Here is a 14,605-nt window from a genome sequence, read left to right as displayed (position 1 = left end):
ATTTGTAAGGAACACGAAAATACATATTTTAGTACAAAGGAGTGGAGAATATGTCTATTTTAGTTACAGGTGGAGCAGGTTATATCGGAAGTCATACCTGCGTGGAATTACAGCAGGCAGGCTATGACGTAGTAGTGCTGGATAATTTATCCAATGCCAGCGAAAAATCATTGGAGCGTGTAAAAGCGCTTACTGGAAAAGAAGTTACATTTTACCGTGGAGATATATTAGACCGTGATATCTTAAATGAAATCATGGAAAAAGAGAAGATTGACTGCTGCATTCATTTTGCAGGATTAAAAGCAGTTGGAGAATCTGTGGTAAAGCCATGGGAATATTATAATAACAACATTGCAGGAACATTGACATTAGTAGATGTGATGCGCCAGCACGGCTGCAAGAATATTATCTTTTCTTCCTCCGCGACCGTATATGGTGATCCGGCACAGATTCCAATCACAGAGGAATGCCCGAAGGGACAGTGTACCAATCCATATGGCTGGACGAAATCCATGTTAGAGCAGATTCTTATGGATATGCAGAAAGCTGATCCGGAATGGAATGTTATCTTATTAAGATATTTTAACCCAATCGGAGCACATCAGAGCGGAACTATGGGAGAAAACCCGAATGGAATTCCGAACAATCTGATGCCATATATTACCCAGGTGGCAGTTGGAAAGTTAAAAGAGCTTGGCGTATTTGGAAATGATTATGATACACCGGACGGAACCGGGGTAAGAGACTACATTCATGTAGTAGACCTGGCAAAGGGACATGTAAAGGCATTAAAGAAGATTGAGGAAAATGCCGGATTAAGTATTTACAATCTTGGTACCGGACATGGTTATAGTGTACTTGATATTGTAAAGAATTTTGAAGAAGCAACAGGCGTAAAGATTCCTTATTCCATTAAGCCACGTCGTGCCGGCGACATTGCGACCTGTTATTGCGACCCTTCAAAGGCAGAGCGGGAGCTTGGCTGGAAAGCAGAGTTTGGCATTCGTGAAATGTGTGCCGATTCCTGGAGATGGCAGAAGAATAATCCGAATGGATATGAGGACTAGAAAGAAGCTGAAGAAAAAAATTACAAAAAAATTAAAAAAAGTGCTTGCAATTTAGAGGGCGTCGTGTTATAGTATCACTTGTCCGGTTCATTGGTCAAGCGGTTAAGACGCCGCCCTCTCACGGCGGAAACAGGGGTTCGATTCCCCTATGAACTGCTCACTATTAATAATTTAATAACCCAACCCATAGAAGATGCTGAAAGCCAGATAATGGTTTTACAGCATTTTTTATTTACGCGAGTAGCGAGAAAAATCGCATGCTTGCATGCATATTTGGCAAGCACTGCGATAACTCGAGAAACTCGCAAAGTGTGTTTATACTATTTTGCGTAAAAATTCGAATTGCAATAATTAACTAAAATTTACGAAAATATCTCTTCCAAATCAGCATATATTATGTTATAATTTACTATGTTTCCGGTAATAAACAAGGAAAAAATAAGCAAATCTAACAAATGTATGATGGAGGGTGACATGAAGAGAAGAGGAAAAGCATTGGGGATGGCATTGCTGCTTATCATGATGACTGTTTTTTCAGTAGTCTCAGATGCGGCAATGGTAAAGGCTGACGAACTTTTGATTAAGCTGCATTACCACAGAGCAGACGACAATTACGATGGATGGGATGTCTGGATGTGGGGAGAAGGTGCGGATGGTGCAGCTTATGAACTGGCAGAGGAAGATGGTGACCATGTGGCAACCATGGAAGTAACACCGGGTACAACCTCTGTGGGATTTATTGTGCGTACAGCAGACTGGACCAAGGATGTTGATGAAGACCAGTTCATTGATATTTCTGAGATGGTATCCGGCACTGTGGATATTTATGTGGAGTCCGGTGTGAAAGGATATACCAAAGAATATGGTGATGATGCTGTAACCGGAACTAAATTATCCGGAGCCAAATATGATGGGGAAGGCGCAGTAACCGTTCAGATGACCGGAGCAGTTGAAGGGGATCTGATGCAGGCATTTTCCATTAAGAGTGCCGATGGTGTGGCGGTTACTATCAAAGAAGTAACACAAGATGATGATTTCGTATATCAGGTAGTTGTGGAAGAACCATTAGATGCTTATAAGAGCTATCAGATTACATACGAAGGAACTGAATATAAAGTAGTGATGCCGAGCGTATATTCCACCAAAGAATTTGAAGAAGAATATACTTATGACGGAGATGACCTTGGTGCAACCTGGACAAAAGACAGCACAGCGTTCCGTCTCTGGGCACCAACCGCACAGGCTGTTTCTGTAAATCTCTATGAATCAGGAACAGAAGGAACCGATGATTTAATCGAATCCATTCCAATGACTGCAGATATAAACGGAACCTGGGTGGCATCAAAGGATGGAGATTTAAATGGTACCTATTATACTTATACCGTTACCATTAATGGTGAGGAAAAAGAAGCCAATGACCCATATGCAAGAACCACAGGTGTCAACGGAAAACGTGCCATGATAATTGATTTGGAATCCACCAATCCAGAAGGGTGGGACAGTGACAGTAATCCACATGCCGGAGAGGGTATTAATGATGCTGTTATTTATGAAATGCATATCCGTGACGTCTCTTCAGGTTCCAGTTCCGGAATTGAAAACGTTGGAAAATATTTAGGACTGACAGAGACCGGAACCACAACTGAAAATGGTGTTCCGACCGGACTTGACCATATCAAGGATTTGGGAATCACACATTTACATTTACTTCCGTTTTATGATTATGGTTCCGTAGATGAAACAAAGCTGGATACACCGCAATTTAACTGGGGATATGATCCGGTCAACTACAACGTACCGGAAGGCTCTTATTCCACGGATCCATATCATGGAGAAGTCCGGGTGAAAGAAGCTAAAGAAATGGTAAAGACGTTACATGATAATGATATCAGTGTCGTTATGGACGTGGTTTACAATCATGTATACAATGCAGGAGAATTCTGTTTTAACGTAATTGTGCCGGAGTATTTCTCGAGAGTAAATGATAATGGGACTTATTCTAATGGTTCCGGCTGTGGAAATGACACCGCATCCGAGCGTTCCATGGTGAAGAAATATATTGTGGACTCAGTAAAATACTGGGCAGATGAATATCATATTGATGGCTTCCGTTTTGACCTGGTAGGACTTTTGGATACGGAAACCATGAACGAGGTTATCGAGGAAGTGCACAAAGACCACCCAGATGTTATTTTCTACGGAGAAGGATGGTCGATGCAGACAAGCCTTACCAAAGAAGGATATTCCATGACAACACAGACCAATTCCACGGAAGTACCGGAAATGGCTTTTTTCAGTGATACGTTAAGAGATTTGTTAAAAGGAAATACATTTTCAACTACAGAAAAAGGTTTTGTATCCGGAGCAAATGGCAAAGAGAAGACCTTACAAAAATGCTTTATGGGATTATCGCCTGAATGGTGTACTACACCTTCCCAGTCCATTAACTACGCATCCTGTCACGATAATCTTTCCCTGATGGATCGTATTATCCGTTCTACTCCGGAAGCTTCCGTGGAGGAGCGAATCCGCATGAACAATCTTGCAGCAGCCATTTATATGACGGCAGAGGGTGTTCCGTTTATGCAGGCAGGAGAAGAATTCTTAAGAAGCAAAGTGAAAGCAGATGGTGGTCTTGATGAAAACAGCTATGCCTCACCAGATTCAGTAAACAGCTTAAAATGGAGCAATCTGGAAGATGAACAGTATCAGAATGTTTACCAGTATTATAAAGGACTGATTGCATTCCGTAAGGCACATCCGGTGCTTCGCCTTGACAATGCAGAGGATGTAAAAGCACATGTGACTCCGGTAGAAGATTTAGATGATAATGTAGTAGCGTTTGCAATTACTGGTGATGTTGACGGAGAGACAGCAGATGGAATGTATGTGATCTTCAATGCCAATAATGAGAAAAAAGAAGTAACTCTTCCGGAAGGAAACTGGAATGTATGCATTAATGATACCTTAGCAGGAACAGATACGATTGAAACAATTTCTGGAACAGCAGAAGTAGCTCCGGTTTCTGCATTGATTTTAGTAAAAGGTGATGGAAACGGCAGCACAGCAGTAGTATCTGCAGGAACATTACCAGCATGGATGGCATATGTATTTACAATTCTGGTTGCCGTAGTGATTGGAACATGTTCTGTCTGGTCACAGAAAAAGGCAGGAAAAGCCGGCAGAAAGTAGATAATTTGGAAATAAAATCTTGCAATTTAAGAAAATAGTGCTATAATAATACAGTACATGATGATTTAGGCTTTGAGAGTGGGCGTTGCGTCCACTCTCAATTCATGTTTAGAACAAAATTTAAGCAGATGGAAAGGTGGTTACATGTCCAGAAAAGAAATTTATGAACAGAAGACAGAAAGCTTCATTCAGCCAATCGTTGATAAGTATCATTTTGAACTGGTAGATGTGGAATATGTCAAGGAAGGTTCCGACTGGTACTTACGGGCTTACATTGATAAGGAAGGCGGAATTACCGTCAATGACTGTGAAATGGTAGCACGGGAAATGAATGAGATTCTGGATCGGGAAGATTATGTGGAAGACTCTTATATTTTTGAAGTGAGTTCGCCGGGACTTGGCAGACCGTTGAAGAAAGAAAAGGACTATGTCCGTTCTATGGGAAAAGAAGTGGAGATACGTCTGTATCGTGCCATAGATCATGAAAAGGAATTTTGTGGAGTCTTAAGTGCATATGATGAGAATACCGTAACAATTGAAGACGAATCTTATGGACAGAAGGTATTTGATAAGAAGGATATTGCATTAATCCGTCTTGCCATCGATTTTTAATCATTAACATAGCATACAACTTAGAAAATAAGTATATAGGAGGATAAAGAAATGAATAACGAGTTGTTGGAAGCATTGACAATACTGGAGCAGGAAAAAAATATCAGCAAAGAGACTTTACTTGAGGCAATTGAGAATTCTCTGCTGACTGCATGCAAAAACCATTTTGGAAAGGCAGATAATATTAAAGTAAATATTGACCCGGAAACATGCGAGTTCCATGTGCTTGCTGAGAAGACCGTAGTGGAAAAAGTAGAAGATGATGTAACAGAAATCAGCCTTGCAAATGCACGCATGATTGATTCTGAGTACAATCTTGGTGATGTGGTAAATGTAGAAGTTAAATCCAAAGAATTTGGACGTATTGCAACACAGAATGCAAAGAACGTAATTTTACAGAAGATTCGTGAGGAAGAAAGAAAAGCAATTTACAGCGAATATTACAGCATGGAAAAAGACGTTGTAACCGGAATTGTACAGAGATATGTTGGAAAAAATATTTCCATTAATCTTGGTAAAGCAGATGCCATTCTTACTGAAAATGAGCAGGTAAAGGGTGAAGTATTCAAACCGACCGAACGTATCAAGGTATATATTCTGGAAGTAAAATCTACACCAAAGGGACCAAAGATTATGGTTTCAAGAACACATCCGGAATTAGTAAAACGTCTGTTTGAAGCAGAAGTTACTGAAGTAAAGGATGGTATTGTAGAGATTAAGAGTATTGCCCGTGAAGCAGGAAGCAGAACAAAGATTGCTGTTTACTCCAATGACCCTGATGTAGATCCGGTAGGAGCATGTGTAGGTATGAACGGAGCCAGGGTAAATGCTATCGTAAGTGAATTACGCGGTGAGAAAATTGATATCATTAACTGGAATGAGAATCCTGCTATGTTAATCGAGAACGCATTAAGCCCAGCAAAAGTTATTTCCGTAATCGCAGATGGCGAAGAGAAGAGCGCAAAGGTTGTTGTTCCGGATTATCAGTTATCCCTTGCTATCGGTAAAGAAGGACAGAATGCAAGACTTGCTGCAAGACTGACCGGATTCAAGATTGATATCAAGAGTGAGACACAGGCAAGAGAGTCCGGTGAATTCATGGATTATGAAAATGATTACGAGGACTATGATGAGGAGTATGAAGAGGGTTATGAGGAAGGTTATGAAGAAGAAAACACAGGAGATGGTGAGTTCATAGATGGCAACGAATAAGAAGATTCCTATGCGGAAATGTGTAGGATGCCAGGAAATGAAAAGCAAGAAAGAACTGATTCGGATTATTCATACGCCGGAAGATGAACTTGTAGTGGACTCCACTGGAAGGAAGAATGGAAGAGGCGCATATATCTGTCCGAATATGGATTGCTTTTTGGCAGCAAAAAAGACAAAGGGCTTGGAAAGATCTTTGAAAATGGCGATTCCGGAAGAAATATATGAGGAGTTGCAAAAGGAGATGCAGAATATTGAAACAAGATAAGGTGTTATCCATGCTTGGACTTTCTGCCAAGGCAGGAAATGTTGCAAGCGGAGAATTTTCAACAGAGAAAGCGGTAAAAGAAGGAAAGGCTCATCTGGTCATTGTCGCAGGAGATGCTTCAGATAATACGAAGAAACATTTCCGTGATATGTGCAGCTTTTATGAAGTGCCATTTTATGCTTATGCTGATAAGGAGAGTCTCGGACATCATATTGGAAAAGAATTTCGGGCATCATTGGCAGTTACCAACGAAGGTCTTGCCAAAGCCGTCATAAAGCAATTGAAACTGTTAACAACTGAATAACGGAGGTAGTTATATATGTCAAAACTCAGAGTATATGAACTCGCAAAAGAATTAAATATAAAGCCGCAGGATGTTTTGGATTCCTTAAAAGGAACCCAGTATGAAGTAAAGACATCCAGCAATAGTATAGATGAAGATGCACAGAAGCTGGTGCGTTCTAAAGTAAACGGAGCAGCAAAACCAGCAGTAAAGCCAGCAGCAGAGACAAAGCCGGCAGGCGAAGCAAAAGCTGCAACAGAAGCAAAGCCAGCAGGTGAAACAAAAGCTGCAGGCGAGGCAAAATCAACAGAGGCACCGGCTCGACCAAAGAAAAAAGCAAGCATTTCTGCTGTATTTAACCCACAGAACAGCAAGACCAATCCGGGAAGCAGACGTCAGGCTTATCACACCAATGCCAAGACCGGAGAAGCAAGAAGGCCGGCACCGGCTGCAAGACCAGCTCAGCCTGCAAAACCGGCAGCACCAAAGCCTGCAGAAGTAAAAGCTGTAGAAGTTAAGCCGGCAGAGGTAAAGGCAACAGAAGTTAAGGCTGCAGAAGTAAAACCAGCAGAAACGAAAACTGCAGAAGTAAAGACTACGGAAACAAAAACTGTTCAGGAGAAACCGGTAGTGAAAACAGAAGAGAAGAAGACGGAGACAAGAAACTTTAACAATAACCGTCAGCAGGGAGACAGACCATACAACAATAACCGTCCACAGGGAGACAGACCGTATAATAACAACCGCCCACAGGGAGACAGACCGTATAATAACCGTCAGCAGGGAGACAGACCGTACAATAACAACCGCCCGCAGGGGGACAGACCATATAATAACCGTCAGCAGGGAGACAGACCGTATAATAACAACCGCCCGCAGGGAGACAGACCGTACAATAACAACCGCCCGCAGGGAGACAGACCGTACAACAATAACCGCCCACAGGGAGACAGACCATACAATAATAACCGTCCACAAGGCGACAGAAATGGAAGAGGCGGAAGAAATGGTGGAAGATTCGATCAGGAATTAAACCGTTTCAATAAAGAAGCGATTCAGGCAGGACCGGACGATTTAAGAAAAGAAAGCCGTGAGAATCGTGACCGTGACAATACCCGTAAGAAACAGGTGCAGGAGCACGATAAGTTAGGAAGCAAGAAACAGGAAAGATATGTAAATCTTGAGAAAAACGGCGGTAAGAAGAAACGTCCTGCACAGCCGAAACCAAAGGAAGAAGATACCATCCGCAGCGTATCCCTGCCGGAGCGTATGACGATTAAGGAATTGGCAGATAAGATGAAGGTTCAGGCTTCTGAAATCATCAAGAAGCTCTTTATGAAGGGACAGATGGTTACCGTAAACCAGGAAATCGACTATGACAGTGCAGAAGAAATTGCACTGGAATTTAACTGTATTGCAGAGCCGGAAGAAAAGGTAGACGTAATTGCAGAGCTTTTAAAAGAGGATGAAGAAAGAGAAGAAGATTTAGTTCCAAGACCACCTGTTGTCTGTGTAATGGGTCACGTTGACCATGGTAAAACATCCCTTCTGGATGCAATCCGTAATACACATGTAACAGACCGTGAGGCTGGTGGTATCACACAGCATATCGGAGCATATGTGGTAAGTATCAACGGACAGAAGATTACCTTCTTAGATACACCGGGACATGAAGCATTTACCGCAATGCGTCTGCGTGGAGCAAAATCTACCGACATTGCAATTCTTGTAGTTGCAGCAGATGATGGTGTCATGCCACAGACGGTAGAAGCAATTAACCATGCTAAAGCAGCCGGAATTGAAATCGTAGTAGCAATCAATAAGATTGATAAGCCAAATGCCAATATCGACCGAGTAAAACAGGAGTTATCCGAATACGAACTGATTCCGGAAGACTGGGGTGGAAGCACCATCTTTGTACCGGTATCTGCTCATACCCACGAAGGTATTGACCAGTTATTGGAAATGTTATTATTAACAGCAGAAGTCAGCGAATTAAAGGCAAATCCAAAACGTAAAGCCCGTGGTGTTATCATTGAGGCACAGCTGGATAAAGGAAGAGGAGCTGTAGCAACTGTTTTAGTACAGAAGGGAACCCTTACAGTTGGTGAGCCGATTGCCTGTGGTAGTGCATATGGTAAAGTGCGTGCCATGATTGACGATAAAGGAAGAAGAGTAAAAGAAGCCGGACCATCCATGCCGGTAGAGATTTTAGGACTTTCCAGTGTACCGGATGCAGGAGAAACATTCGTAGCATGTGACAGTGAAAAAGATGCAAGAAACTTTGCAGAGACATATATTTCCGAAGGAAAGGCAAAACTGTTAGAGGAGACCCGTTCCAGAATGTCTTTAGATGATCTGTTCTCACAGATTCAGTCCGGAGATGTAAAAGAGCTGGATATCATCGTTAAAGCAGACGTCCAGGGTTCTGTAGAAGCCGTAAAACAGAGTCTTGTAAAACTTTCCAACGACGAAGTTGTGGTTAAGATTATCCATGGTGGTGTTGGTGCAATCAACGAATCTGATGTTACTTTAGCATCTGCATCTAACGCAATCATCATTGGATTTAACGTAAGACCGGACCCTACAGCAAAGGTTACTGCTGAAAATGAAGGTGTAGATATCCGTCTGTATAAAGTTATCTATAACGCAATTGAAGACGTAGAAGCTGCTATGAAGGGAATGTTAGATCCTGTATACGAAGAAAAAGTAATCGGCCATGCAGAAGTTCGTCAGATTTTCAAAGCATCCGGTGTTGGTAACATTGCAGGTTCTTATGTATTGGATGGTAACTTTGAGCGTGGATGTAAAGTCCGTATTACCCGTGAGGGAACACAGATATTTGAAGGAAATCTTGCTTCCCTGAAACGTTTCAAGGACGATGTGAAGGAAGTAAAAGCCGGATATGAGTGTGGTCTTGTATTCGAAGGATTTAATGATATTGCAGAACTGGATCAGGTAGAGGCATATAAGATGGTAGAGGTTGCCAGATAATCTGATAGAAGGACAGGAAAATTATGCAAAAAAATAGTATGAAAAATATGCGGATAAATGGAGAAGTTCAAAGAGAACTCTCCAACATTATCCGGAGTGAAGTAAAAGACCCGCGTATTGCGCCGATGACCAGCGTGGTTGCCGTAGAAGTGGCACCGGATTTAAAAACCTGTAAGGCGTATATCAGTGTATTCGGAGACGAAGAAGCTCAGAATAATACAATCAAAGGTCTTAATAGTGCAGAAGGGTATATTCGTCATGCCCTCGCAAAAAGTATCAATTTAAGAAATACTCCGGAGATTCGGTTTATCCTGGATCAGTCCATTGAGTATGGTGTAAACATGTCAAAGAAAATTGATGAGGTGATTGGACAGGAAGAGTCCTAAGCCTCATCCGAAGAGAAAGAGAGCAGGTGTTGCCAATGAAATTAGAGGAACAGCTTTATGATGTGAAGCGTGTAGCAATAGCCGGTCATGTAAAACCTGACGGAGACTGTGTAGGTTCCACGTTAGCAGTATATAACTATATCAGAAAATATCATCCGGAAATGGAAGTGGAACTCCATCTGGAACCGATTCCAAACATTTTCAAATTCCTTGCAAATGCAGATAAAATTGACAGCTCTTATATAGAAAAAGAGCCATACGATTTATTTATTGCATTGGACTGCGGTGATGAGAAACGACTGGGAAATGCAGTGAAATATTTTCATGCAGCAAAACGCACCTTCTGTGTTGACCATCATATCAGCAATCAGAGCTTTGCAGATGCAAACTACATTTTCCCGGAGGCAAGTTCAACCTGTGAGCTTGTATATGAACTCATAGATGAAGAGAAGATTACAAAGGAAATTGCAGAATGTATTTATGTGGGAATTGTGCATGATACCGGTGTGTTCCAGTATTCCTGTACTTCCGCAAAGACCATGAACATTGCCGGCAGGCTGATGGAAATGGGAATTGATTTCAGCCGTATCGTGGATAAGACTTATTATGAGAAAACTTACGAGCAGAACCGGATTTTGGGTCAGGCATTGGTGGACAGCCAGCTCTTTTTAGATGGAAAATGCATTGCATCTATCGTAACAAAAGAAGAAATGGAAAAATACCAGGTTCTTCCGAAACATTTAGAAGGAATCGTACAGCAGCTTCGTGCTACTAAAGATGTGGAAGCTGCAATCTTTCTTTACGAAAATGAGGATGGAAGCTTTAAAGCAAGCATGCGTTCCAGTGGTAAGGTAGATGTGGCAGTTATTATGATGTCCTATGGTGGAGGCGGTCATATACGGGCAGCCGGAGCAACCATAGAAGGCAATGCCAAAGAGATTCTTGAGGGAATCGTAAAGGACGTTGAAAAACAGCTTTTGAAATAGACAGGATAACGTATGGACGGAATTATTAATGTGAGAAAAGAAAAAGGATTTACGTCCTTTGACGTAGTTGCAAAGCTGCGTGGAATTTTAAAAATGAAAAAGATTGGACATACAGGTACGCTTGATCCGGATGCGGAGGGCGTACTTCCTGTATGTATAGGAAAAGCAACCAGAGTCTGTGACCTTTTAACTGATAAGGACAAGGTATACGAGGCAGTCATGCTTTTGGGAAAAGAAACGGATACCCAGGATATGACAGGAACCATATTAAAGGAATCCGAGGTAAATCTTTCCATAGAAGAAGTAAAGCAGTGTATTGAAAGCTTTGTGGGAGAATATGCACAGATTCCGCCGATGTATTCTGCACTGAAGGTCAATGGAAAGAAATTATGTGACTTAGCAAGAAACGGTGTGGAAGTAGAACGCAAGGCAAGGAAGGTTCAGATATTAGATATTGCAATTTTATCAATCGACTTGCCGCGAGTGACCATGCGGGTGCACTGTTCCAAAGGAACTTATATCCGGACATTGTGCCATGACATCGGAGAAAAATTAGGTTGTGGAGCCTGTATGGAGTACCTGGTACGGACAAGAGTTTCAGATTTTCAAATAGAAGATGCAAAAACACTGCAGGAAATTGAGACAATAATGAAAAGTGGTAAGATAGAAGAGATTTTATATCCCATTGATACCGTATTTAAAAATCTGCCACAGATTCACAGCCGCAAAGATAGTACTGCACTTTTATATAATGGAAATAAGCTGCCGCTGCCTGTGATAGCAGAGGCAGAGACGATAGAGCATACGCTTGCTTCTTTTTATAAAGAAGATGACTGCAAAAAAGTCAGAGTGTATGACAATGCAAATCATTTTGTTGGAATATATGAATACCGTACAGCGGACAGGCTGTTTAAGCCGGTAAAACTTTTCTTTACACAGCAATGAGAAGGAAAAAGACATTTAAGCAGGTATAAAAAATGAAGTATATACATGGAACAACAGAATTTCATATTGAAGAAGAATGCGTGCTTTCCCTTGGCAAATTTGACGGTCTGCACAGAGGACATGAGACTTTATTAGAACATATGATGGAGCAGAAGAATAAAGGCTGTGCAACGGTACTATTTACCTTTGCCATTCCGCCGAGACCGGGCAGGATAAATGAAGTCCAGAAGGTGCTTACGACGAATGAAGAGAAGGTTGCAATCTGTGAAGAGCAGGGCATTGATTATCTGATTGAATATCCTTTTACCAAAGAAGTCATGACCATGGAACCGGAAGCATTTATTGAAATGCTGGCTTCTTCCATGAAAATCCGTGGCATTGTGGTTGGAACAGATTTTCATTTCGGACATAACCGCCGAGGAGATTACCATCTGCTGGAAATATATGCGAAGAAGCTGCATTATGAACTTAAGGTAATAGATAAGGTTCAGTATGAGAATCGGGATATCAGCAGTACCTTTATCCGGGAAGAAGTAGAAAAGGGCAATATGGAAAAAGTAAAATACCTTCTTGGCTATGATTATTTTGTGGAAGGTGTTGTAATACATGGCAGAGAAATGGGCGCGAAGGTACTTGGAATCCCGACCATAAATATCATACCGCCGGAAAACAAACTGCTTCCGCCGTTTGGCGTCTATGTTTGTGATGTTGTAGTAGGGGATAAGACGTATCATGGAATCGCAGATGTGGGATGTAAGCCGACTATCGAAGGGGTTAATCCGGTGGCAGTGGAAACCAATATTTTTGATTTTAATGAGAATCTCTATGGAAAGAAAGTGCGTGTCTGCTTCCGGAGCAGAGAGCGCAGCGAGATGAAGTTTGAATCCTTAGAGGCTTTAAAGCAACAGCTCGAACAGGATATTGCCTATGGCAGATTTTATGTACAGCAGCATTAAATATATGAATTTCGTAAAATTTCGAACAATTGTTACATAATTGTTACATATTTATGTTGACATTATGAAATCACGTTGCTATAATCTTAAAATATGGAGAAGCATATTGATTCGAACAGATGCGGAAATGCAGGGTGCATTTTGCATCGTTACAATGTCAGGAGGCATATTTTTATGAAGAACAATAGAAAGTGGAAGACAACAGCATTTATTCTTACCTGTGGACTTACAGTGGCGCTTGAGGGTGGCGCAGCTGCACAGACATCAGCAGGTTCCGGCTTAAATGCAGGAATATTTGCTACAATGGATTCCTATTATAATACAGATATTGTTGTTTCAGCAACCAATACTGTTACAACGATGGAAGGACAGTCTGAGGATGCTGCAGCAACCGATACAACGGTACCTGCAGATACAGCAGCAACCGATACAGCGGTACCAGCAGATACAACAATCTGTGGATATACCAATCTTGGTATTGCACAGGTTGACAGCAGTTTAAATGTAAGGGAACAGCCGGATACCAATTCTGATATCGTAGGAAAGATGCAGAACGATGCCGGATGTGAAATATTAGAGGACGATGGCGAGTGGCTTAAAATTGAATCTGGTCAGGTAACCGGATATGTAAAAGCAGAATATATCATTACCGGAGAGGCAGCTGTAGCAAAAGCCCAGGAAGTAATGAAGACCATTGCAACCGTTACAACACAGACTTTAAATGTACGTGCTGAGATGAATACCGATTGTACCAAACTGGCATTGATGCCGGAAGGAGAAGAATTAGAGGTTTTAAATCAGTATGATGGCTGGGTGGAAGTAGACTTAGATGGTGATGTAGGATATGCAAGTACCGACTATGTAGAGATTTCACAGCAGCTGCCAAAGGCACAGACCATGACAGAATTAAAATATGGTCAGGGTGTTTCAGATACAAGAGTATCACTGGTGGCTTATGCAACACAGTTTGTCGGTAATCCATATGTATGGGGCGGAACCAGCCTTACCAGAGGAGCGGACTGTTCCGGATTCGTATTATCCGTATATGCAAATTATGGCGTATATCTGCCACACTCATCCAGAGCACAGGCAGGATGCGGAACCAGAATCAGTGCATCCGAAGCACAGCCGGGAGATTTGTTCTTCTATGGTAGCGGTAAGGGCATCAACCATGTGGCAATCTATATCGGAAATGGTCAGATTGTTCATGCAAGTTCACCTTCTACCGGAATCAAGATTTCCAATGCATATTATCGTTCACCAGTATGTGTTGTCCGTGTATTAGGAAACTAGATAAGGAAACTAACAGAATTTTGTTTACAAATAATAAGTAGTATGTTATATTTGTTAGGTATGATTTAGCCGATATTCGGTAGATGGACACTCCGACCTTTTACTGATTATCAGGCGATAAGAAAATATAAGGAGGAAACGTAAATGTTATCAAAAGAAAGAAAAGAAGCAATCATCGCAGAATATGGTAAAACTGCTACAGACACAGGTTCACCAGAGGTACAGGTTGCACTTTTAACAGCCAGAATCAATGAGCTGAATGAGCACTTAAAAGTAAATCAGAAGGATCATCATTCCAGAAGAGGACTTTTAAAGATGGTTGGTCAGAGACGTCGTTTACTGGCTTACTTAAAGAAAGTTGATATTGAAAGATATCGTTCTTTAATCGAACGTTTAGGTTTAAGAAAGTAATTT

The 14,605-nt window shown here is 41.5% G+C and carries 13 protein-coding genes and 1 tRNA gene; all 14 read left to right on the top strand.

All coding sequences use genetic code 11. From position 1 onward, the window contains the following. Positions 1–50: 50 nt before the first annotated feature. Positions 51–1,067 (top strand): UDP-glucose 4-epimerase GalE, encoded by a 1,017-nt coding sequence (galE, locus tag DXB39_RS03150; RefSeq protein ID WP_022242586.1) that lies wholly within the window; start codon positions 51–53, stop codon positions 1,065–1,067. An 84-nt stretch (positions 1,068–1,151) separates the two neighbouring features. Further along, positions 1,152–1,223 (top strand) — tRNA-Glu (locus DXB39_RS03145). A gap of 318 nt (positions 1,224–1,541) precedes the next feature. After that, entirely contained in the window at positions 1,542–4,259 is a 2,718-nt protein-coding gene (gene pulA / locus DXB39_RS03140; RefSeq protein WP_117840998.1) for a type I pullulanase, read from the top strand. 144 nt (positions 4,260–4,403) lie between these two features. Beyond that, complete coding sequence (gene rimP, locus DXB39_RS03135) at positions 4,404–4,871, top strand: ribosome maturation factor RimP (RefSeq protein ID WP_022242582.1); 468 nt, start codon at positions 4,404–4,406, stop codon at positions 4,869–4,871. Positions 4,872–4,922: 51 nt separating this feature from the next. Further along, complete coding sequence (gene nusA / locus DXB39_RS03130) at positions 4,923–6,083, top strand: transcription termination factor NusA (protein ID WP_117840999.1); 1,161 nt, start codon at positions 4,923–4,925, stop codon at positions 6,081–6,083. After that, positions 6,070–6,348, top strand: a complete 279-nt coding sequence (gene rnpM / locus DXB39_RS03125; RefSeq protein ID WP_022242580.1) for an RNase P modulator RnpM — start codon at positions 6,070–6,072, stop codon at positions 6,346–6,348. Before nusA ends, rnpM begins: the two co-directional genes overlap by 14 nt. Continuing rightward, complete coding sequence (locus DXB39_RS03120) at positions 6,335–6,652, top strand: L7Ae/L30e/S12e/Gadd45 family ribosomal protein (RefSeq protein ID WP_022242579.1); 318 nt, start codon at positions 6,335–6,337, stop codon at positions 6,650–6,652. Before rnpM ends, DXB39_RS03120 begins: the two co-directional genes overlap by 14 nt. 15 nt (positions 6,653–6,667) lie before the next feature. After that, entirely contained in the window at positions 6,668–9,625 is a 2,958-nt protein-coding gene (gene infB, locus DXB39_RS03115) for a translation initiation factor IF-2 (protein WP_117841000.1), read from the top strand. 23 nt (positions 9,626–9,648) lie between these two features. Further along, entirely contained in the window at positions 9,649–10,011 is a 363-nt protein-coding gene (gene rbfA / locus DXB39_RS03110; RefSeq protein ID WP_022242577.1) for a 30S ribosome-binding factor RbfA, read from the top strand. Positions 10,012–10,046: 35 nt separating this feature from the next. Then, complete coding sequence (locus DXB39_RS03105) at positions 10,047–10,997, top strand: DHH family phosphoesterase (RefSeq protein ID WP_117841001.1); 951 nt, start codon at positions 10,047–10,049, stop codon at positions 10,995–10,997. Positions 10,998–11,009: 12 nt separating this feature from the next. After that, complete coding sequence (gene truB, locus DXB39_RS03100; RefSeq protein WP_117841002.1) at positions 11,010–11,942, top strand: tRNA pseudouridine(55) synthase TruB; 933 nt, start codon at positions 11,010–11,012, stop codon at positions 11,940–11,942. 32 nt (positions 11,943–11,974) lie between these two features. Next, a complete protein-coding gene (locus tag DXB39_RS03095) occupies positions 11,975–12,898 on the top strand; it encodes a bifunctional riboflavin kinase/FAD synthetase (protein WP_022242574.1) in 924 nt (307 codons plus the stop codon). A gap of 174 nt (positions 12,899–13,072) precedes the next feature. Further along, positions 13,073–14,191: a C40 family peptidase gene (locus DXB39_RS03090; protein WP_117697173.1), complete on the top strand. Its 1,119-nt coding sequence runs from the start codon at positions 13,073–13,075 to the stop codon at positions 14,189–14,191. Positions 14,192–14,335: 144 nt separating this feature from the next. Further along, on the top strand, positions 14,336–14,602 hold the full coding sequence (gene rpsO, locus DXB39_RS03085) for a 30S ribosomal protein S15 (protein ID WP_022242572.1): 267 nt from the start codon (positions 14,336–14,338) through the stop codon (positions 14,600–14,602). Positions 14,603–14,605: the final 3 nt, after the last annotated feature.

The organism is Roseburia sp. OM03-7AC (assembly GCF_003462625.1).
In the GTDB taxonomy this organism is placed as follows: Bacteria; Bacillota; Clostridia; order Lachnospirales; family Lachnospiraceae; genus Roseburia_C; species Roseburia_C amylophila.
This window is presented reverse-complemented; position numbering and strand designations above follow the sequence as displayed.

Excerpts from the sequence above, each read along its gene's own strand:
- DXB39_RS03095 (WP_022242574.1), top strand. The coding sequence starts at position 11,975 with ATGAAGTATATACATGGAACAACAGAATTTCATATTGAAGAAGAATGC.
- rbfA (WP_022242577.1), top strand. The coding sequence starts at position 9,649 with ATGCAAAAAAATAGTATGAAAAATATGCGGATAAATGGAGAAGTTCAA.
- rpsO (WP_022242572.1), top strand. The coding sequence starts at position 14,336 with ATGTTATCAAAAGAAAGAAAAGAAGCAATCATCGCAGAATATGGTAAA.
- nusA (WP_117840999.1), top strand. The coding sequence starts at position 4,923 with ATGAATAACGAGTTGTTGGAAGCATTGACAATACTGGAGCAGGAAAAA.
- rnpM (WP_022242580.1), top strand. The coding sequence starts at position 6,070 with ATGGCAACGAATAAGAAGATTCCTATGCGGAAATGTGTAGGATGCCAG.
- truB (WP_117841002.1), top strand. The coding sequence starts at position 11,010 with ATGGACGGAATTATTAATGTGAGAAAAGAAAAAGGATTTACGTCCTTT.
- pulA (WP_117840998.1), top strand. The coding sequence starts at position 1,542 with ATGAAGAGAAGAGGAAAAGCATTGGGGATGGCATTGCTGCTTATCATG.
- infB (WP_117841000.1), top strand. The coding sequence starts at position 6,668 with ATGTCAAAACTCAGAGTATATGAACTCGCAAAAGAATTAAATATAAAG.
- DXB39_RS03090 (WP_117697173.1), top strand. The coding sequence starts at position 13,073 with ATGAAGAACAATAGAAAGTGGAAGACAACAGCATTTATTCTTACCTGT.
- DXB39_RS03105 (WP_117841001.1), top strand. The coding sequence starts at position 10,047 with ATGAAATTAGAGGAACAGCTTTATGATGTGAAGCGTGTAGCAATAGCC.
- galE (WP_022242586.1), top strand. The coding sequence starts at position 51 with ATGTCTATTTTAGTTACAGGTGGAGCAGGTTATATCGGAAGTCATACC.
- rimP (WP_022242582.1), top strand. The coding sequence starts at position 4,404 with ATGTCCAGAAAAGAAATTTATGAACAGAAGACAGAAAGCTTCATTCAG.